At 61.8% G+C, this 20,625-nt stretch carries 16 protein-coding genes; 3 read left to right on the forward strand and 13 right to left on the reverse strand.

The window, feature by feature from the left end:
* Positions 1 to 7: 7 nt before the first annotated feature.
* From HDF10_RS18110 to ileS, 6 genes are all read right to left on the reverse strand, one after another.
* Positions 8 to 1,120, reverse strand: a complete 1,113-nt coding sequence (locus HDF10_RS18110; protein WP_183815921.1) for a hypothetical protein — start codon at positions 1,118 to 1,120, stop codon at positions 8 to 10.
* A 70-nt stretch (positions 1,121 to 1,190) separates the two neighbouring features.
* Complete coding sequence (locus HDF10_RS18115; protein WP_183815923.1) at positions 1,191 to 1,979, reverse strand: hypothetical protein; 789 nt, start codon at positions 1,977 to 1,979, stop codon at positions 1,191 to 1,193.
* Positions 1,980 to 2,233: 254 nt separating this feature from the next.
* Entirely contained in the window at positions 2,234 to 2,716 is a 483-nt protein-coding gene (locus tag HDF10_RS18120) for a DUF4760 domain-containing protein (protein WP_455685157.1), read from the reverse strand.
* Between the two features lie 134 nt (positions 2,717 to 2,850).
* Positions 2,851 to 5,856, reverse strand: coding sequence for an excinuclease ABC subunit UvrA (gene uvrA / locus HDF10_RS18125; RefSeq protein ID WP_183815927.1), 3,006 nt, complete (start codon positions 5,854 to 5,856; stop codon positions 2,851 to 2,853).
* Positions 5,857 to 5,880: 24 nt separating this feature from the next.
* Positions 5,881 to 6,426 (reverse strand): signal peptidase II, encoded by a 546-nt coding sequence (lspA, locus tag HDF10_RS18130; protein WP_183815929.1) that lies wholly within the window; start codon positions 6,424 to 6,426, stop codon positions 5,881 to 5,883.
* Entirely contained in the window at positions 6,426 to 9,398 is a 2,973-nt protein-coding gene (gene ileS, locus HDF10_RS18135; RefSeq protein ID WP_183815931.1) for an isoleucine--tRNA ligase, read from the reverse strand. The genes lspA and ileS overlap by 1 nt, the downstream gene beginning before the upstream one ends.
* 407 nt (positions 9,399 to 9,805) lie before the next feature.
* Between ileS and HDF10_RS18140 the strand changes: the two genes are divergently transcribed.
* Complete coding sequence (locus tag HDF10_RS18140; RefSeq protein ID WP_260177987.1) at positions 9,806 to 10,777, forward strand: energy transducer TonB; 972 nt, start codon at positions 9,806 to 9,808, stop codon at positions 10,775 to 10,777.
* A gap of 68 nt (positions 10,778 to 10,845) precedes the next feature.
* On the opposite strand, the gene HDF10_RS18145 is transcribed toward HDF10_RS18140, so the two are convergent.
* The 5 genes from HDF10_RS18145 to HDF10_RS18165 form a co-directional block, all read right to left on the reverse strand.
* Positions 10,846 to 12,552 carry a methyl-accepting chemotaxis protein gene (locus tag HDF10_RS18145; RefSeq protein ID WP_183815934.1) on the reverse strand — a complete coding sequence of 569 codons (1,707 nt, stop codon included), beginning with the start codon at positions 12,550 to 12,552 and terminating at the stop codon, positions 10,846 to 10,848.
* Between the two features lie 135 nt (positions 12,553 to 12,687).
* Complete coding sequence (locus tag HDF10_RS18150; RefSeq protein WP_183815936.1) at positions 12,688 to 13,020, reverse strand: energy transducer TonB; 333 nt, start codon at positions 13,018 to 13,020, stop codon at positions 12,688 to 12,690.
* A gap of 48 nt (positions 13,021 to 13,068) precedes the next feature.
* A complete protein-coding gene (locus HDF10_RS18155; RefSeq protein ID WP_183815938.1) occupies positions 13,069 to 13,683 on the reverse strand; it encodes a class IV adenylate cyclase in 615 nt (204 codons plus the stop codon).
* 41 nt (positions 13,684 to 13,724) lie between these two features.
* The gene (locus HDF10_RS18160; RefSeq protein ID WP_183815940.1) at positions 13,725 to 14,768 is read right to left on the reverse strand and encodes an L-threonylcarbamoyladenylate synthase; all 1,044 of its coding nucleotides are present in this window, start codon (positions 14,766 to 14,768) and stop codon (positions 13,725 to 13,727) included.
* Complete coding sequence (locus tag HDF10_RS18165; RefSeq protein ID WP_183815942.1) at positions 14,765 to 15,922, reverse strand: DNA polymerase III subunit; 1,158 nt, start codon at positions 15,920 to 15,922, stop codon at positions 14,765 to 14,767. Before HDF10_RS18165 ends, HDF10_RS18160 begins: the two co-directional genes overlap by 4 nt.
* 415 nt (positions 15,923 to 16,337) lie before the next feature.
* Here HDF10_RS18165 and HDF10_RS18170 point away from each other — a divergent pair, with 415 nt between their 5' ends.
* Complete coding sequence (locus HDF10_RS18170) at positions 16,338 to 17,657, forward strand: carbohydrate porin (RefSeq protein ID WP_260177988.1); 1,320 nt, start codon at positions 16,338 to 16,340, stop codon at positions 17,655 to 17,657.
* A 140-nt stretch (positions 17,658 to 17,797) separates the two neighbouring features.
* Here HDF10_RS18170 and HDF10_RS18175 read toward each other — a convergent pair whose 3' ends face one another.
* The gene (locus HDF10_RS18175) at positions 17,798 to 18,556 is read right to left on the reverse strand and encodes a CAP domain-containing protein (protein WP_183815944.1); all 759 of its coding nucleotides are present in this window, start codon (positions 18,554 to 18,556) and stop codon (positions 17,798 to 17,800) included.
* A gap of 86 nt (positions 18,557 to 18,642) precedes the next feature.
* Here HDF10_RS18175 and HDF10_RS18180 point away from each other — a divergent pair, with 86 nt between their 5' ends.
* On the forward strand, positions 18,643 to 19,068 hold the full coding sequence (locus tag HDF10_RS18180) for a TOBE domain-containing protein (protein WP_183815946.1): 426 nt from the start codon (positions 18,643 to 18,645) through the stop codon (positions 19,066 to 19,068).
* Between the two features lie 118 nt (positions 19,069 to 19,186).
* Here HDF10_RS18180 and HDF10_RS18185 read toward each other — a convergent pair whose 3' ends face one another.
* Entirely contained in the window at positions 19,187 to 20,584 is a 1,398-nt protein-coding gene (locus HDF10_RS18185) for a cytochrome P450 (RefSeq protein ID WP_183816216.1), read from the reverse strand.
* Positions 20,585 to 20,625 lie beyond the last annotated feature (41 nt).

Genomic DNA, 20,625 nt, shown 5'->3' on the forward strand with positions numbered 1-20,625 from the left:
TTTGTTTTCAATTGATCGGCGTTGCGTTGCGCTGATCAAGCGAGAGTGAGTTTGGGCCGGGCTTTAGTTGGATGGGGTGGTCCCAGACGAGGGCCTGGTTGTTGTAGCGGGCGGAGATCATCAGGTAATAGGTTCCGGGAGAGACGCCGGGGAAGGTTCCGCTGCCGTTGGCGTCGGCGCGGATGGCGGAGGCGGCGTTTGCCTTGACCGCATCCAGAATCTTTTGGCAGTCGGGGGTGTGATTTCCGCAGGCGATGCCGAGGACCTTATAAGGGTTCGAACCCTGAGGAACGGCGATGCCTTGCTTGGCAAGTATGTCGGCGACACTGTTGCGCAGAAGGGTGTAGGGATGTCCGGCGAGAGGGTTGGGTGCGCCGGGTTGTGGGGGGAGTCCAGAGACGATGAACAGAGTGGCGTTGCCGAGGGGCGCGGTAGAGGAGGAGAGGGTGCTGCCGTTGTTGGATGGGGTTGCGGCTGGATTTCCAACGGATGCTGCCGGACTTCCAGCGGATGCGAGCACGGTGGTGGCGCCGCCGGAGGAGGGGATGGTCTTGCTGGGGGTAAGGGGGGCGAGGTTGCAGGTCTGTTCGAGGGGGGCAAAGGTGAAGTTGTCGTTGTTGTCCTGGCCGGTGACCACGCGTCCGTGGACCTGGTAGGGACCGGAGTCGCCGGGGTCGAGTGAGCCGTCGGGCTTGATGGTGAGGGCGAGGGGGTGATCGGGTGCGGCGATTTTGATGGCTACGCCGGATGTGCCGGGCTCGACGGTGTAGGGATAGGCTCGTGCGGCATCGGGGCCGCAGCCGAGGATGGCGGACTCGGGGAAGAACTGAACACTGAAGCCGGTGGATGCCGCGAAGATGCCGTGCATGCGGATTCCGGGAGGGGTGGGTGGGCCTTTTTCGCCGCCGAACGCGGTCTTGAGGAGATCGGTTTGCAAGGTCTGGATGCCTGTGCCGACGCCCTTGGAGGAGAGGTTGATGGCGGGGCAGGTGGCGCGCTTGGGGACGAAGTTGGTGTAGCCAGGGGTGGATGCGCCGGGGACGTAGGTGCTGCTGGTGTGAGTGGTGGCGGCGTCGTATTGGCCGTTGCCCTGGTAGGTGAGCTGGGATTGGCCGTACATGCCGGTCTGGCTCTTGTCGACGATTTCGTGGGTGGTGGTCTGGGAGGTTTCGGTGTGGCCGGGAGAGGAGCTACCTAGGGGTGTAGCCGCCGGCGACGACGCCGTCGATGGTGACGGGGCCGGGTGGCCCGGTGATGGTTTCAGTCCCGTGGAGGATGAGGACGAGAGGCTTGGGCCTGGTGTTGATGGTGAGGACGGCGTGGCCGCCTTTGAAGTCGAGGGAGTAGGCCTCTTGATTGGGTGAGAGGAAGGAGCAGTTGACGAGGACGCCGCCGTCGATGAAGTCGAGACGCCAGTGGCCGGGGCCTTCGAAGACTCCTGCCATGTCGGGACCGGGGATGGTCTCTTTGTTGGCGCCGGGGAGGACCTGGGAGAGCATCTGGCCGAAGGCTCCGAGGAGTGAGTTGCCGGTGCAGGTGGTGGGAAGTCTGCCGGAGGAGACACAGCGGCGCATTGCGCGCTCTTCGGCGTTCTTTGGGGGAGCGGGCTGGCCGTAGCCGCCGCCGGACGGGGCTTGTTGCGGGGGGGCTTTGAGCTGGTCTTCGGCTCTCTGGGCGTTCGCGTTGTAGAGGTCCTGCTGCTTCTGCTGGAAGGCCTTTGCGGCGGCGACCTGTTTGGCGGAGGGTTGGGTGCAGGTGGGGAAGAGTTTTTTGAGGGCGCCACGGGTGGCGTTGGTGTATTGCATGAGGCCGTTGGGCTGGATGTGATCGGGATGGCCGACCATGCAGGTGGATGTGTCTGAGGTGTCGCGGATGTTGCAGCTTTCGATGAACATGCGCTCGCCGCTGCAGACGTAGGTGACGCCGGGGAGGAGTGGGTCGTTGGCTTGAGCGACGGCGGCGACAGAGAGAGCGCACAAGCCGAATAAGGTTGCTGTGGCTAATCTGGCTACTCTAAGGCCAGGACGAGGTCGGTTGGGACTGGATGAACCCATAGTATCCCCCTGGGTTTTCTGAAATGGGGGCCCGCAATGCCTGGGGAGGAGAAAACTTCGATACTAGACCGATGGAACGCGAAAAGGCAAACGGTGTTCTGGGGAACGGCGCGGTCCGGGCATGGTCCGGGATGGTCGGGGATGGAATGCTGCGGGCTACGCGGTGACCTGGAGTGAAGTTATCTTTTTGTCTGTGGCTTTGACTTTGTCCGTGGCTTTGAGGTTGGCTTTGAAGTTGTCCGTGGCTTTGACGCAGAGCGACTTCGTACCTCGGCGATGGCCGCCAGATTCTTTTGCATGGCTTCGAGACGCTTGCGGCCCGTACGTGATCGATCGATAAGCTGTTCGATGCTGATCAGGAACTCAGGCATGTTCATCTCTTCGCGAAACTGCGCCAGGTAGGGTTGAATTTTGGCGTATTGGAAGTACATCTCGGGGCAGGTATTGTAGAGCAACTCCGCGTCTAGAGCGCCGCTTCTTACAAAGGCGGCGACCATCTCCCAGTATCCATAGACTTGAAGAACGAAGCTACTGCGCCTGTCGCCTGCACTGACGATCTGGATAAATTCGCTGGCGGATGCTGGTAGAAAATCGCCGCCTACGTAGGAGCGCGCTTCGCGCATGACCGCCTCCCGCCGGAGTTCATATAGCTTCAGAATCAGTTCAGCCTACTGAATTGCGTTGGCGGTAGCTGCTCTCTTTTTTCTCATCGCCTCTACAATAACAGCCGTCTGATTGCTACGAACAGGGGATGAAAGAGGTTGATGACGACCAGAGCCGATGCTTTCTGTTCGGTCTAAGCGGTGACCTGGAGTTCTGGCTCGGTTTTTGGGGCGGCGAGGTTGAGGACGGGGGCCAGCCAGTGGCCCGTGTGGGATGCAGGGTTGGCGGCGATCTCTTCGGGGGTGCCGGTGGCTACGATCTGGCCGCCGCCGCTGCCGCCCTCGGGGCCCATGTCGATGACCCAGTCGGCGGATTTGATGACGTCGAGATTGTGCTCGATGACGAGCAGGGAGCCACCGCCTTCGATGAGCTTGCGGAAGGCTGCGAGGAGCTTGGCGACGTCGTCGAAGTGGAGGCCGGTGGTGGGCTCGTCGAGGATGTAGAGGGTGCGGCTGCGGGCTTTGGCGGCGGTGTCGTTGGCACTGCGGTTGGTGATGGAGCGAGCGGTGGCGAGGTGGGAGGCTAGCTTGACGCGCTGGGCTTCGCCACCGGAGAGGGTGGTGGCGGATTGGCCGAGACGGACGTAGCCGAGGCCGACCTCGTCGAGGACGTAGAGCTTGTCGACGATCTTGGGGTGGCCGGCGAAGTAGACGAGGGCTTCCTTGACGGTCATGTTGAGGACGTCATGGATGTTCTTGCCTTTGTAGCGGATGTCGAGGATGGTGGATTTGTAACGGGTTCCGTTGCATTCTTCGCAGGGGAGTTCGATGTCGGCGAGGAACTGCATCTCGACAGTGACGGTGCCGTCGCCTTCGCAGACGTCGCAGCGGCCGCCGGGGACGTTGAAGGAGAAGTGTCCGGGGCCGAAGCCTTTGCGCTTGGCGTCGGGTTGGGCTGCGAAGAGGGCGCGGATGTCGTCGAAGGCTTTGATATATGTAACTGGATTGGATCGCGGGGTGCGGCCGATGGGTGACTGGTCGACGAGGACGACGTCGTTGAGGTGCTGGGTGCCTGAGAGTTCGCGATAGAGGTGCGCGGGGTCTGCGCCTTCGGTTTGGCCGAGCGACTGCATGAGGGCGCGGTAGAGGACCTGGTGGACGATGGTGGATTTGCCGGAGCCGCTGACGCCGGTGACGCAGCAGAGCAGGCCGAGGGGGATGTCGAGGTCGACGCCGCGGAGGTTGTGGATGCGGGCTCCGGTGAGTTTGAGGTGTTCGCGGCCGGGTTCACGGCGGTGCTTCGGGATGGGGATGGTGGCGCGACCGGAGAGATATTTTCCGGTGATGGAGTTTGGGTTGGCGGTGACCTCGGCGACGGTGCCGGAGGCGAGGAGTTGGCCGCCTAGTTCGCCGGCTCCGGGGCCTAGGTCGAGGAGGTGGTCGGCGGCGCGGATAACGTCGGGGTCGTGCTCGACGACGAGGATGGTGTTGCCAAGGTCGCGAAGGTCTTTCATGATGCTGATGAGCTTGGCGGTGTCTCGGGTGTGGAGGCCGATGCTGGGCTCGTCGAGGACGTAGAGTGCGCCGACTAAGCGGGAGCCTAGGGAGGTTGCGAGTTGGATGCGCTGGGCTTCGCCGCCGGAGAGGGTGGAGCTGAGGCGGTCGAGGGTGAGGTAGTCGAGGCCCACCTGGTGGAGGAAGTGGATGCGCTGGCGGACTTCTTCGAGGATCTTTCCGGCAACTTCTAATTGTGCCGGTGTGAGTTGCAAATTGTCGAAGAACTGCTGTGCGCCGGTGATGGTGAGGGCTGAGGTCTCGCAGATGTTCTGGGCTGGACCATTTTGAGGCGCGATGAGGACGGCGCGGGCTTCGGCGCGGAGGCGCTGGCCTCGGCAGTCGGGGCAGAGGGCGTAGCCGCGATATTTGGAGAGGAAGACGCGGACGTGGAGCTTGTATTTTTTGTGTTCGAGGGCGGCGAAGAAGCCGCGGATGCCGGGGAAGGTGCTGTTGCCGTCTTCGATAACGGCTTGCTGGGCGGCGGTGAGGTCGTACCAGGGGACGTCGGTGGGGATGCCGGCGGCCTTTGCGGCTCGCTTCATCTCGCCGTGATGCGGGCGGTATTTCGTGGTGGTCCAGGGGGCGATGGCGCCTTCGTCGAGGGTCTTCGACTTGTCGGGGATGATGAGGTTGGGGTCGAAGTCGATGGTGTTGCCGAAGCCCTGGCAGCGGGGGCAGGCGCCGTAGGGGTTGTTGAAGGAGAAGAGGCGGGGTTCGGGTTCGCGGTAGGCGCGGTGGCAGGTGGTGCACTCGAAGGCGGCTGAGAAGCGCAACTTCGTTGGGTTCTCGTTGTCTTCGCGCGGGACGGTGTGGAACTGGACTTCGCCGGATTCGCGGTAGCCGGTTTCGATGGCGTCGACGATGCGGGCACGGCTCTCGGGAGTGATGGCGAGGCGGTCGATGAGTACGAAGATGGGTTGGGTGAAGTCGAGTTCGAGGAGGGACTCGGGCGTGGAAAACTCTACTATTTTTCCTGATTGGTAGAGGCGGTTGTAGCCGCGGCGGCGCAGTTCGGTAAGGCGGTCTTTGAGTGCGTCGGTGAGAGTGAGGGTCTCGATGGCTGCGGGCTTTGTGGACTTCGCGGATTTCTTTGCGGCGGTCTTTTTGGGTTTGGGAGCTTCGACCTCGACGTCGGGCGTGGCGATCTGCATCGGCTCGAGTTTTACTTCGGTGCGGATGATGGGGAAGAGGACGTAGGTGCGGGTGCCTTCGGGTAGAGCGAAGAGGGTGGTGACGATTTCGTCTACGGTGTCGTGCTTGACGATGCCGCCGCAGTGCAGGCAGGTGACAGTGCCGCAGCGGGCGTAGAGGAGGCGGAGATAGTCGTAGATTTCGGTGGCGGTGGCCACGGTGGAGCGGGGGTTGCGAGTTTGATTCTTTTGCTTGATGGCGATGGCGGGGGCGAGGCCGTCCATGAAGTCGACGTCGGGCTTTTCGATGCGTTCGAGGAACTGGCGGGCGTAGGCGGAGAGCGATTCGACGTAGCGGCGCTGGCCTTCGGCGTAGACGGTGTCGAAGGCGAGCGAGGATTTGCCGGAGCCGCTGACGCCGGAGACTACGGTGAGGGCGTTGTGCGGGATGTCGACGTCGATGCCCTTGAGGTTGTGGGTTCTTGCGCCGCGGATTGTGATCTGGTCATTCATAGGGAGTGGGTACACGGGTGAGGCTTAGGAGTCGATCGGTTGCGGGCGGAAGATTTCAATCAGGAGGAGGCAGGCGCCGATGACGATGCAGCTGTCGGCGACGTTGAAGTCGGGCCAGTGGTAGTTGCCGATGTGGACTTCGAGGAAGTCGACGACGTAGCTGTAGCGGATGCGGTCGTAGAGGTTGCCGACAGCCCCGCCGAGGATGAGCGCGAGAGCGGCAGAGCTGAGTGTGAGGGCGCGGCCTGTTCGCCAGAGCATTCCGAGGAGAACGATGGCGGCGATGACGGAGAAGGCGATGAGGATGTTGCGCACGGTGGTGGGCGAGGCGGATTCGGCGAACATGCTGAAGGCCGCGCCGGTGTTGTGCACGTCGGTGATGCGGAAGACGCCGGGGATGACGGTGTGGGCCTGGCCGTTGGGGAGTTGCTGGGCGACGATGTGCTTGGTGATGCGGTCGAGGAGGACGACTGCGGCGGCGATGGCAAGCGTGAGGCCACGTTGATCGCGTGGCCTGGCTTCGGTGGCCGGGGTTGGGGTTTCGTAGGTCGTCTTGTTCGTTAGGGACATCAGGCTTGCGACTCCGTTGCGTTGTTGGGTGGCGCTTCGTAGGGTGGGAAGTGGATGGCTTCGAGGGCTTCGGCGCAGCGGAGGCAGACGGTTGGGTAGTTTGCTTCGTGGCCTACGTCTTCGGTGAAGCGCCAGCAGCGTTCGCACTTCGAGCCTGCGGCAGGTTTGGCCTGAACGTAGAAGGCTCCCTTTTCTACGGTGCCTTCGGTGATGATGGCGTTTGAGATTTCGACCTGAGCTACGCCGAAGAGCTCGGGGAGAATGGACTTGTACTGCTCGAAGACGGGGTTAGGCTGCTCGGCGAGGGTGTTGAGCCAGCCGAGGACGATCTCGGTCTCGGAGGGTTTGTTGCTGATGGTCTTGGCGGTGCGCTCCTCTTCGAGGACCTTGAGAACTTCGTCGCGCAGAGTGAGGAGATGGTCGAAGTCTTCTTCGAGTTTGCGAGTGGTGCCGGGGATGATCTCGGACATGGCGGGGAAGAGGGCGAGGTGCACGCTGGACTCGCGGTTTTCTACCTTGGGTAACAAGGCCCAGACCTCGTCGGCGGTGAAGCTGAGGATGGGGGCGATGAGGCGGGTGAGGGTTTCGGCAATGCGCCAGAGAGCGGTTTGTGCGCTGCGGCGGCCGGGGTGGTTAGGCGCGAAGGTGTAGAGGCGGTCTTTGAGGACGTCGAGGTAGAGGGCGCTGAGGTCGGTGTTCACGTACTCGTTGAGGGCGTGATAGGCGCGGTGGAACTCGAAGCTGTCGTAGGCGGCGCGGATCTTGGCGTCGAGCTCGGCGGTGCGGGCGAGGATGTATTGGTCGAGGGGCTGCAGGTTCGCGAAGGCGATCGCGTCGGTCGCTGGGTTGAAGTCGTGGAGGTTGCCGAGGAGGAAGCGCAGGGTGTTGCGCAGCTTGCGGTAGTTGTCGCTGACGCGCTGCATGAGGTTTTCGCTGGCGGCTACGTCTTCACGGAAGTCGACGGAGGCTACCCAGAGACGGATGACCTCCGCGCCGAGACGCTTGGCGATGTCTACAGGATCCACTCCATTTCCCAGGCTCTTTGAAAAGGCGCGGCCTTGTTCATCGAGGGTCCAGCCGGAGGTCGCGACCATCTTGTAGGGGGCGTGGTTGCGCACGGCGACCGAGGTGAGAAGAGAGGAGTGGAACCAGCCGCGGTGCTGATCGCCGCCTTCGGTGTAGAGGTCGGCGGGAGAGTGGAGCTCGGGTTCGAGATCGAGGACGGCGTGCCAGCTGGAGCCGGATTCGAACCAGACGTCGAGGATGTCCATCTCTTTACGGAACTCCTGGTGGCTGCAGGCTGCGCAGGCGGTTCCGGCGGGAAGGAGGCTGGCGACATCGTGGGCGTACCAGGCGTCGGCACCCTCTTTTTTGAAGAGGTCGACGATGCTTTTGTTGACGGCGGGTTCGTTGAGCGGCTCGCCGCACTTGTCGCAGAGGAAGACGGCGATGGGGACGCCCCAGATGCGCTGGCGGGAGATGCACCAGTCGGGCCGGGTGGCGATCATGTTGGAGATGCGCTCTTCGCCCCAGGCTGGGTCCCAGACGACTTGTTTGATCTCGTCGAGGGCGCGCTGGCGGAAGGTGGTGGTGGCGCCTTCGTCGGTGATCATTGGAGTTTCCATGCCGATGAACCACTGCTCTGTGGCGCGGACGATAACGGGGTTGTGGCAGCGCCAGCAGTGGGGGTAGGAGTGCTCGAAGGTGGTGTCGCTGAGGAGTGCGCCTTTTTCTTTGAGGAGTTCGATGATGACGGGGTTGGATTTGAAGACGGTGAGGTCTTCGTAGGGTTGGGCGACTCCGCCTCCGCCGTTGGTGCCGGTGTGGCGCTGGCGGCCGGCGTTGTCGACGTACTGGATCTCGGGGAGGTGGTAACGCTGGCCGGTGTAGAAGTCGTCGACGCCGTGGGCGGGTGAGGTGTGAACGGCTCCGGTGCCTTGCTCGGCGGTGACGTAGTCGGCGGTGACGCCGAGGATGCTTCGGTCGAGGAAAGGGTGCTGGAAGGTGGCGCGCTCGAGGTGATTGCCGGTGAAGACGGCGAGGATGTCGGCCTGCGATGCGGGCTCAGCGGGGTTCTTCGCGCTCACCAGGTGGCAGTGAGCGATGACCGAGGACATGAGTGCCTGAGCGATGAGGTAGGTGCCCCCTTCGCAGGCGAGGGCGACGTATTCGAGTTGTGGGTTGAAGGCTACGGCCTGCGACGCGGGGAGGGTCCACGGGGTGGTGGTCCAGATGACGGTGTAGAGATCTTTTTTGCCTGCGAGGAGTGGGTCGATCTGAGCCGTGTCACTGGTGAGTTTGTAGCGGACGTAGACGCTGGGCGAGGTGTGCTGGTCGTACTCGACCTCGGCTTCGGCTAGCGCGGTGCAGTCGTGGATGCACCAGTAGACGGGCTTAAGGCCCTTGTAGACGAACTTCTTCTCGAAGAAGTCGTAGAAGGTTTCGACGATGCTGGCTTCGTAGCCGAAGCTCATGGTGAGGTAGGGATCGTTCCAGCGGCCGAAGACGCCGATGCGCTCAAACTGCGAGCGCTGGAGATCGACGTACTTCTGCGCGTACTCGCGGCAGGCGCGGCGGACGGCGATTGGGTCCATCTCGAGTTTTTTGCGGCCCAGCTGCTCGTCGACTTTGATTTCGATGGGCAGACCGTGGCAGTCCCAGCCGGGGACGTAGGGGGCGTCGAAGCCGGCCATGGTCTTGGTTTTGACGACGAAGTCCTTGATGCACTTGTTGAGGGCGTGGCCGAGGTGGATGGCTCCGTTGGCGTAGGGTGGGCCGTCGTGGAGGATGTACTTGGGCTGGCCGGCGCGGGCGGCGCGGATCTGAGCGTATAAGTCACTTTGCTGCCACGCCTGGAGGCGGGCAGGCTCGTTTTGCGGCAGATTGGCCTTCATAGGGAAGGCGGTCTGTGGCAGGTTCAGCGTGGACTTTAGCGCTTTGAGTTCGGGTTTTGCCTGGGTTGCTTCCGACATTCGGTCCTCTTGGTTCGTTGTGACAAAGATCCAGTTTGTGGCAAACCTCTATTGTAGACGGCGCGGAGGGGTGGTACATAGGATGGCAAGGAGACATTCCTGTAGTGACGTGCGTCCAAGGGTACAAGCGCCGGTTCGTGAATGTTTGTAGAATGTTTAATGACCAGGCGGGTTGGCCAGAGCCGGAAAGAGAACCGACCTGGCACGTGGTGCGTAAGAAGAGAAGAGATTCGAGGCGGTGAGATTTTTGGAAGTGGTGTGCGGGAGCTGCGGCTTACTGCACCGAGGCGAAGCAGCTTATGGCGAATAGTTTATTGACACCACCACCGCAGATAGATCCAGAGAGACAGGCTCCGACCCTGCGACCGGCAGATGCACCGAATTTGAACGAGGAGACCGATGGGTCTATGTGGACCTCGTTCTTCGCGAACCTGCGGGATGCTTTCAGCAGGTCGGACGAAACGCCGCTGCATCTTGAGTCGAGGCCCGCTGACAACGATTTTATTATTGAGGAAGAGGGAGTCTTTGCTTCCTTGTTGAACAGCGTGCGGGATGTGTTCTTCCCGGTGAAGCTGCCGCCGCTGGTGCTCGAGTCAAAGCCGATTGCGGTTGTCGATCGGATGAAGACGAAGCAGAATCCGATTGCGACGACCTCCGCCGTCGTGATCTACGGATTGATTATTCTGCTGATCGCGTTTTTGTTGGCGAAGAAGGTTCAGTTTGCCGCTCCCGTGAGGACGGTTCAGGTGACGGATCTTTCGGTGCCGCCACAAGCTCCGCCCAAGGCTCAGGCGATGGGTGGAGGCGGTGGGCAACGTGGGCCGACGCCGGTGACTAAGGGAACGCCGCCCAAGGCAGCGGATACACAGATCGTTCCGCCGAAGGCTCCGCCGCTGGTTGAGCCGAAGATTAAGATCGATCCGACCGTCGAAATGCAGAAAGATATCAAGATGGCGACCAGTATTCCGCAACTCGGTGTGGCCAACTCTCCGCTGATAGGAATGTCAATGGGAAATGGCAGTGGGACGGGCATGGGTGCCGGGAATGGCTCCGGAATTGGTCCAGGGTCGGGCGGAAATACCGGCGGTGGACCCCGGCGGATCGGCGGCGGCGTTTCCGCGCCGGTGCCCATCTATACGGTTGAGCCGGAGTTCTCCGAAGAGGCCCGCAAGGCCAAGGTCGCCGGGATCGTGGTAGTCAGCCTATGGGTCGGGGCGGATGGACTTCCAAGCCATGTGCATGTGGTGCAGGGTATTGGCATGGGGCTGAACGAAAAAGCCGTTGAAGCTGTGAAACAGTACAAGTTCAAGCCAGCGATGGAGAACGGAAAGCCTGTTGTAGTCGAGTTGAACATCGAGGTTAACTTCCAGATCTTCTAACGATGATTGTTTCAAAAGAAGAGGCCCGCTGTTGGCGGGCCTCTTTGTTTTGGAGAGTGATGGTTTGGTTATGCGTGTTGGAAGGTGGCGTGTCGCTCGGGGGAGTTTGCGACGCGAATCAGCCTTGAGTCGGGGGCCGAGCTGAGGCTGAAGCGTTCGACCTGCTGCTCGAGCGTGACGGCGGTGGTGCGGAGCGATTCAATTCCGGCTGCGGTGGTGGCCATCTCGGTGAGATTTTCGTGGCTCAGGGAGTGGATCGAGTGCAGACTGGCGCTGGACTGGTCGGCCGCAGCGGTCTGCTGGGAGGCGGCGATGGCGATCTGGGCGATCATGCGGTCGACGCGTTCGGCCATGCCAATGATGCGCTCGAGGGCCTCGCCTGCCTGGGTGGTGGTGATGACCCCCTGCTGAACCGTTCCGGTGCCGCTCTCCATGCTGGCGATGGCGGTGAGGGTGCGGTCCTGAATGCCTTGAATCATGCTGGCGATCTCGCCGGTGGCCTGCGCGGTGGATTCAGCGAGACGGCGGACCTCTCCGGCGACCACGGCGAATCCGCGGCCCTGATCGCCTGCACGGGCTGCCTCGATCGCGGCGTTGAGAGCGAGCAGGTTCGTCTTGCGCGCGATCTCGTCGATGACAGTGACGATCTGCGAGATGCGGCGCGAGTCGTCGCCGAGGAGGCCGACGGTGGCGGAGGTGTCACTAACGGCGGTGGCGATGGAGTGCATGCTGCCGAGGACCTGCTTGACGATGGTGCCGCCTTCGCGGGCTGTTTCTGCAGCGCTGCGGGCGGTCTCGGCGGCGGACTGGGTGTGGCGGGAGACCTCGGCGATGGAGGCGGACATCTCCTGCATGGCGGTGGCGGCCTGCTGGGTCTGCTGACTCTGCTGATCCATGCGGCGATGGATCTGATCGCTGGCGGTGCCCATGGTGGCGGCGCTGCCGGTGATGGTGGAGACGGTTTGAGCCAGGGTGCCGATGATGCCGGCGAGGTTGGACTGCATCTTCTGGACGGCGTTGGCGAGGGCTCCGGTCTGGTCGCTGGTGTCGAGCACCAGAGGCTGGCCGCTGAGATCGCCCGATGCGATGGCATCGGCACGGTGCATGACCATGTTCAGGGCGTAGGTGATCTTGCGAGCCAGATAGATCGATACCGAGATGCCGATGAGGGAGGCGATGATGGTGCCGAGCCAGAGGACGATGAGGGTGAAGTGGTTGGCCTCACGGAGGTGCGCCTGCTCTTCGTTTGCGAGTCGGGTCTGGGACTGCGTGATCTCGGTGATGTTGGAGAAGAGGGTGTTTTCGAGAGGGATGATCTGGTTCTGCAGAGTGTCGTAGGCTGCGGCGGAGCCCTGCGGGGTCTTCGATTCGTTCAGGCTTTCGACTTTCTCTTCGAGGACCTTGAGCGCTGCGAGGTCGTTGTCGAGGGCGATCAGCCGCGAGGCATCGGAGCCCAGGTCGAAGTGCGAGGTCTGCTGGTGGAGCAGGGCCAGCGAGGCCTCGGCCTGCTCGAACTGTGTGCGCCGGGCGTTGCGGTAGGTCGCCGAGGCGTTCGCGTCAATGCCGAAGAGCATGTAGGACTCAAGCAGGCGAACGGTGTCTGTGAAGTGGGAGCGGATGTCGCGACTGGACATGATGACGGGGATGCGATTCTCCGTGACCATGTTCGAGAGAGCGTTGGCCTCTCCGATGTACCGGTGGGCGATACATGCGCTGAGAACGGTAGTGGCGACGATGGCGCCAGTCATCAGGAACATCTTCGACTGCAGTTGCATGAGGACCTCGGAGCAGAGTTGAGGGGTGATTGATTTCAGGGTTTAAGAACACCGCCGGATGATCCCGACGGGGTCTCTGTCGCGATGATGCTTGGGCTTTTGGTCTACTGATGCTTTGGCTACTGATGCTTTGGGCTACTGGTCGAGGTTGAAGTTGACTTCGATCTCGGACTCGGTGGCATCGGGGTTTGGAGCGAAGCGCCAGTGGGTGACCGCGTCCTGGGCGGCGGGGGCGAGGAGAGCGTGGCCTGACTCTACCTTGGTGGCCGATACGGTACCGTCCGCCTGAATGGTGACGAGAAGGACGACCTTGCCGCCGACGTGCATGCGTTTCGCCAGCTCCGGATAGGAGGGGTTGGTACGGGAGACGATTGCGCGATGAACGTTGCCTGCGAAGGCAGTGCCAACGCAGAGGGCGACGCTTCCGGCAAGAAGAAGGGGGCGCGAAGAGCGAAGTGGGATTGCCAAGGAAAACCTCCGGGTACAGAGGTTGTATCGGCGGAGGGGCGGGAGGCTTTAGCTGAGGGAGAGGACGGGGGAGGTTACTTCGGCGAAGGTGAGATTTTCGGCCGGGCTGACGGTGCGCTGCTTCCAGTCGAGGAAGAGCTTGCCGTAGCTGTCGGTGAGGCAGGTGGCCGGGTCGATGTTGAGCGCGGCGAGGGTCTGGTCGATCCAGGCGGTGGGGCCCTCGAGCTCGGCGTAGATGCCGATGGGGGTCTCGTCGAGGACGAGGTGGGCGGTGACTTCGTCGGGGCTTGTGGAGTGGGACCACTCAGTGCGGTACTTCTCGTAGATGAATGCGGGGAGGTAGCCCAGCTGCTTGAAGATCTCGGCCATGGCCTCGGGCTCGGCGAGGGTGGTCTCGGTCTCGACACGGATCTTGTAGCGGGTGGTGTCGACGGGGTCCTGCTGGTCGGGGAGGCGCTTGTGGGTGAGGGTGCAGAGGCTGCCGTACTGGCGGAGGCGGAGGATCTGTCTTTGAGTGCGCAGGTCGCGGTTGGGTGTGTCGTAGAGGGTGTTGTGCTCGAAGGTACGGGGGGTGACGAGGTGGAAGCCTAGTTGAGTGAGGCGGGCCTGGAGAGCTTCTGGATCGGGGACGGGGAACTTGAGTTCGATCTCAGAGTTCTGCATGACTGGAGTATACGGCGGGTGTGTGGTGCAAAACGAGGCCGCTACTTTGATTTTGCGGCTTTTTTCAGGCGGTCGCGGATGGCGAGGCCGAGGCCTTCGGGTTTGGGCATGGGACAGAGGATGATGGCTACGCCGCGGGCGTCGAGGTCGCGCAGTCCGGCGAAGAGAGTCTGGGCGAGGGCTGTGGGGTCTTCGATGGAGTTCCATGGGAAGACTTCTAACGCGGTGTTGGTGATGGTCCAGCCCTGGGGGAGCATAACGCCGATGCGGTCGTTGGTGGTGGCGGGGGTTGCGGCTAGCTGGAATTGCAGGTCGGATTCGCTGTCGACCAGGATGAGTTGGGCGCGGGGGGCGTAGTGGCGGATGCCGACGCCGGGGGATGGAAGGCTTTGGGGTTCGGAGCTTGACTGCTGCGGGGGTTGATAGAGGGTGACTGGGCCTGCGATGGGTTCGAGCATGGCTGCGGTGATGGCGCCGGGGCGGTAGAGGATCATCGGGGACTGGTTGGGATCGAGGACGGTGGATTCAACGCCTACTGTGGTTGCGCCGCCGTCGAGGACTGCGTCGATGCGGTGGTCGAGATCCTGGAGGACGTGGGCTGCGGTGGTGGGGCTGATGCGGCCGAAGCGGTTGGCGCTGGGGGCGGCGAGGGGTAGACCTGCGGCTTCGAGGAGCGCGTGTGCGATGGGATGGGCAGGCATACGGACGCCTATGAGAGGACGGCCTGCGGTGACGGCGTCTGAGATTTTTTTGCTGCGGGGGAGAAGGAGGGTGAGGGGGCCGGGCCAGAAGGCTTCGAGGAGGCGCTCTGCCTGTGCGGAGACGGTGGCGACTTCGTCGAGCATAGCGCGGTTGCTGACGTGGACGATGAGGGGGTCCCAGTGGGGGCGGTCTTTTGCCTGGAAGATGCGCTCGACTGCGGAGGGGTCGAGTGCGTTGGCTCCGAGGCCGTAGACGGTCTCTGTGGGGAAGGCTACGGTGCCTCCCTGACGAAGGATCTCGGCGGCGCGGGCGATGTCCTGTGGGCTGGAGGTCAGACGCTCCGTGGTTCGTTCTGTGGTTCGTTGTGGGATGGGCTGGCTCATCTTGCGGCTAGCTGTCCGGCGAAGGCGTCGAGGGAGAGGCTGCGGAGGAGGTTGCGGCGCATACCGCTTTGCACCTGGTCGAGGGCGCGGGATGCGGATTCGATCCAGGCGAAGCTGAGAACGCTGCCGAAGCGGTCGAGCTCGGGGCGCAGGTCGGTGTTGCGGACAAGCTCGGGCGTGCCTGCTCCGAGGAGGAGGAGATCTTCGAGGAGGAGGGAGAGGCTGCGGAGGAGAGCGGAGGTTTTTTGTTGTCCTTCGGCTCCGGCGCGGTAGGTCTCGGTCATCTTGAAGAGGGCGGTGTGGTCGGGTTCGGCAGTGCCGGAGTTGGCTGCGGCGGCGTTGCGCAGGAAGAGGAGTGCGTCGGCGCGGGAGGCCGTGTAGGCTTCGAGATCGAAGCTGAGGGCCTTGCCGGCGGCTCCCTGGGAGAGGCGCGCGATGAGGGTGCGCTGCTTTGGCGGTATGTCGGGGCGGCGATCGGTGAGGAGCATCTCGATCTCTTCGACGGGCAGGGCGCCTAAGCGGACGGTGGCGCAGCGGGAGCGAATGGTGGGGAGGAGTTCGCCGGGATTCTCCGCGAGGATGATGATGTGGACGGTCGCGGGTGGCTCTTCGAGGACCTTGAGCAGGGAGTTGGCGGCCTCCTTCATCATGTTCGCAGCGGTGAGGATGAAGATCTTGCGTGGAGCCTCGTTGGGGAGGTAGTGGGAGCGCTGGATGACGGTGCGGATCTGGCCGAGCTTGATGAGGAGTTGCGGGGGGTCGGGTGGGACGATGAGGACGTCGGGGTGCGGCTGGACGAGGACGCGGGTGTCTTTCCTGTCGGCTTCGGTCTTGAGCTCTTCGCGGATGGCTACGGCTTTTTCGACCTCGTCTTCGAGGTTGGCGGCGGAGGCGATGCGGGTGCAGTTGTGACAGACGCCACAGAAGCTGGCGAGGGCCTGGCCGTTGGACCAGAGATCGCGGGGCTGGCGTTCGCACTCGACGGCCATGGCGAGCATGAGGGCGAGGGTGTACTTTCCTGCTCCGCTGGGTCCGGCGAGGATGAGGGAGTGGGGAAGGCGGCCCGCGGCGATGGCGGTGCGGAGATGCTCGATGGCGGTGCTGTTGCCGAGGAAGTCGTTGAAGGTGGCGGGGAGAGCGGTTTGTGCGGTCACGACTTGCGGACTCCTCTTCGGCTTGGGTGTTCGATGCGGCTGCGGGATACTCCCCTGGGTACTGATTTAGTGCTAAAGTCTTCCAACGATGAAGGTTACGTCTGGACCTTTATCGGAGTGTTCTCAGTGATTTTGAGATATTTGTCGATTGTTTCAAATACTTCGCCTACCTCCATGATACTCGTTCGAACAAGGGTAATACGCCAAACGCCGGATGCGTTGAAAGGTGCGTCATTAGCTGCTTTTGTGCTCTGTACAAAGGTTTGTGGGGTTGACATGGATTACCGCGCAAAAGTTCTGGACTGTGCCGCCTTGTGGCTCTCCTGATCCGGAGACAGATTATTCATGACACGAAGGATGATGACGCCGCATCAGTTGTTTAGTTCTGAACAGAGATGCGTTGCTAAGGAGCTTCATGGACGTCACGAAGTGCGTACGAACGACCGTTACGGTGGTCCTGATAGGAGCTTCGCCTGCTCTTATGGGGCAGCAGAGCAGTCAAACCGTGAGGCCGGGTGCTACCGATGAGACGACTCAGTACCAGCCACAGTCTGAGCCGGCGATCAATGAGCCGCTGCAGCGGTACCCGCAAGAGTTGGACTCGGCTTCGGCGGCGCTGGGGCTGGTGCCGGCAGATCCGCTGTTTAAGACCGATCCTTTCAGGTTCGTTACCAAGGCAGCGGACATGGGTGGGGGCTGGCTGGAGATGAGTGCGCGGCTTCGATTTGGAGCGACGTATACGTTCCTCAATCAGTATGCGACGGTGATCCCGGATACGGCGCAGCGTCATGACCAGATAAGCGGGCGGCTGGACTTTACGGGAAACTGGGCGGTGTATGAGAGGGGGAGCACGGCTGGCTCGATTGCGCTGCTGGTGCGTTCGGGAACGAACATTGGAATGAGTCAGCAGTGGAACCTTAGCGACCAGATGGGGTCGGGGATTTTTTTGAATTGCCTTCAAGGGGGCGGAGCGCAACGGCCAATTTCCGTGAACGTTCTTTATTGGCGGCAGGATTTCATGCATAAGAGACTGTCGTTTTATGCAGGCAAGCTGCATCCGAATCAGTTCGTCAGCCTGAGCTTTTTGAACAACGATGAGAGAACTCAGTTTTTAAATGGAGAGAACGACGGCAACCTTGCAATTGCTTCGGACGGAACGTATGCGGGTGGCGGAGCGGTTGATTTTCAGATTTCGCACCACTTCTATATGCACGCCTTGGCGATTGACACCATCGGTTCACAGTACACAGGGATCGGAACGATGGGGGACAATAAATTTCTTGAGGGGATCGAGTTCGGCTGGTTTGATGGTGCGCCTGGGAGCAAGTATTTGAAGCTGCGCGTTGGGGGGTGGCGTGACGATACGAAGAATACGGGAAGCGGACATGGTGTAGCGTTTGGTTTCGATCATGAGTTTGCAAATGGCTGGGCACCGTTCGGTCGGTATGGATTCGCGACGGAGACGGGAACGGCGATCAGACAGACCGACACGCTGGGGCTGACAAACGTTAGCCCGTTTGGCCGGCGGGGCGATATGTTCGGAGCGGCGTTCAACTACATTCAACCGACGCGTTCGGGGAAACGGCACGAGAGTATCTTCGAGACGTTTTATCGGATTCGTATGACCAAGAGCATGGAGATCGGGCCGGACGTGCAGGTGTCAATTCATCCTATGTACGCGGCGAAGGCTTATACGAGTGTGCTGCTGAATGCTCGGATGCGGATTATCTTCTAAAACTAAGTGCGCCCTGCGCTTGACCACCCCACAAACGAAGACCTGTTTGTGGGGACCCCGGGGCGGCGGTCACTTCGTGACTGGTATACCCCTTCGGTTGGCGCTCCCGTTGGTCGCGATTAGATATCTTTCGCCGTTGCTTAGTAGAGGAGGACGGCTACGTTGTAGGTGGTGAACTGCGGGTTGGGTTGTTTGCTGGCGCAGACTCCTACTTCGGCAGAGGTGTACTGGCCGGTGGAGATGGCGTGGAGGAGAGCGTCGGGCAGGAGGGTGGGGTCGGGGCCGTCCCACTGGACGACTAGCTTTGGCGAGCCTGCGGCGCCGGTGGGCATGGTGCAGGTCTGGTGGGCGTCTGCGTTGGAGGGAGCGGGCGCGATGCCGTGGGATTGAAGGGTCTGGGCTACGCGCTTTTCGAGGCCGTCGTACGACTGGACGATTGCGCTGTGGGAGAAGTCTTCGACGGCGGTGAGGAGGCCCTGGTCTGCAATGATGGCGATGCCTACCACGTCCAGATTGGGGTCGAGAATGTTGGCCCGGTGGGTGGGGCTGTTCATCCAGGTTTGTTGGAGGGTAGCGGGGTCGGGGGCGCGGCCGATGTTTTCGGCGATGGTGGTGAAGTGGGCTCCGGCCTGGGCGCCGCGGGTGGTCATGTCGGGTTCGCCTGGGTACTGATGGAGTAACTCGCCTTGTTCATGCAGAACTCGCTGGGCGTGAACTCGGGCGGCGTGGGCGAGGTCGCTGTCCCAGTGGAGGGGCGGGAGGTTGTGGGCGGCTCGGGTTTGATTGGTGAGTTGAAGGATGGTCTGCTCGGCTCGGGAGGGAGCGGTTTGGGCGAAGGCGAGTGGGGCTGTGAGGGTTAGTGCGAGGAGGAGGCTTCGTGCTTGGCTTGCGGTTTGCATGTGTTAGTTGGAACTCTTGGTGTTTGGGAAGGTTGCCGCCTGGTGGCTTTTTGCGGTTGAGTACGATAGGGATGAGGAGAATGTACATGAAGACGAGTGCGCGGAATATGTTGGCGGGAACGATCAGCAAGATTACGAAGGGTGCGGTGAACTCCGAGGTGCTGTTGAGGACTGGGGGTGGGGATGAGGTTGCCGCGATCATAACGAATGGCAGCGTGGATGCCATGGGTTTGAAGGATGGGATGAAGGCTTATGCGCTGGTGAAGGCGAGCTGGATCATCATAGGGAAGGAGTTGGATAAAAGCAGGATCAGCACACGGAATATTCTTTGCGGTGTGGTGGAGAGTATTCATGAGGGCAGCGTGAACGATGAGGTTTCGATCAAGCTGCCGGGTGGTGAGTTGCTGACAGGTGTGATCACTGATGGGAGTTTGCACCGGTTGGAGTTACATATAGGCGAGACGGTTTGTGCTGCGTTCAAGGCTTCGAGCGTGATTGTTGCCGTGGATTGATTGCTTGTCCTGCCGGACGGGCTCCCTGCGCGGGCGGCGGTCACTTCGTGACGGGTATACCGGTCTTGGTGGGTAAAAACTGGGGTCCTCCCGTTGGTCGGGATTTGGCGTGGCTTTTTTAGCGGGGGATTAGCTGCATCATTAGTGGGTCGCGGGGGCGTAGGGTTATCTTGGCTTGCACTTCAGGTGGGGTTTCGCCGAGGTAGGTCATGCGCCAGCGCTGGGCCAGGGTGGCGATGCTGAAGACGCCCTCCATCCAGGCGAAGCTCTCGCCGATGCACTGGCGACTGCCTCCGCCGAAGGGGAAGTAGGTGAACTTGGCGCGGGCGGCTTTGTTCTCGGGGGAGAAGCGGTCGGGGTCGAAGCGGAGCGGGTCGGGGAAGTATTGGGGGTCGCGACCCATGATGTACTGGCTGAAGAAGAAGTGCGCGCCTGGTGGGATGGTGTAGGGACCGAGTGTGATGGGTTTGGTGGACATGCGGCCCATGGCCCAGGCGGGCGGGTAGAGGCGCATCGATTCGGCGAAGACTTGTTCGGTGTAGCGGAGGGCTGGGTAGTCGGCGAGTGTGGGGAGGCGTTGGGTGGGGCCGGTGCCTAGGACGGCGTCCAGTTCGGCGTGGAGTCTGGCTTCGATGTGTGGGTTCTGGCTGAGGAGGTACCAGGTCCAGGCGAGGCCGTTCGCTACGGTCTCGTAGCCGGCGAGGAAGATGGTGAGGACTTCGTCGCGGACCTGCTCGTCGGACATGCCGGTTTGCTGGGTGGTGGGATCGTCGGACTCGTATTTGCTGGCGAGGAGCATGGAGAGGAGATCGCCGCCTGTCTTTTCTGCTTCGCCGGGTTGGGCGTGGACGGCGGCTTCGCGATGCTCGCGAATGAGGCGGTCGACTACTGCGTCGAGGCGGGCCTTGGAGCGGCGGAACTTCATGATGCCGGGGATAGGGAGGTGGAGGAAGGATTCGATTTTGGGGAAAGCGACGATGAAGTTGTAGAGGCCCATGATGGTGTTGACCTCGTCGTTGATGCTGCGGATGTCGTCGGTGACGGCTGTGTCGAAGAGGGTGCGGGCGACGATTTCGAGGGAGAGCTTCATGCTGGCGGCGGCGATGTCGATGGGCTGGCCGGAGGGGGATTCTCTCTGCCAGGTTTCGCTCTGGTGGGCGGCGCAGGCTACGATCTGGTCGCCATAGGCGGCGATGCGCTGGCGATGGAAGGCAGGGGCGGCGATCTTGCGCTGACGCATGTGGATGGGATCGTCGGAGGTGATGAGGCCTTCGCCGAGGAGTACCTTCATGCGTCGAACGGTGCGCTCCTTGACGAAGCTTGCGGCCTGGGTGACGAGGATCTCGCGGATGTATTCGGGATCGTTGATGAAGACGATGGGCGTGCCCAGGAAGCGATAGCAGGCGATGTTGCCGTAGGTCTTGAGGAGGTACTCGAAGAGGAGGATGGGGCTGCCAAGTTTGACCCAGGGCTTGAAGGCGTAGAAGGGGAGGGAGTGCTTCAGACCGGGCGGCATGAGGCCTTTGCCACCGTTGTCGGAAAGCTTGACCGAGGCGG

The organism is Tunturiibacter empetritectus, assembly GCF_014201375.1.
GTDB lineage: Bacteria > Acidobacteriota > Terriglobia > Terriglobales > Acidobacteriaceae > Edaphobacter > Edaphobacter lichenicola_D.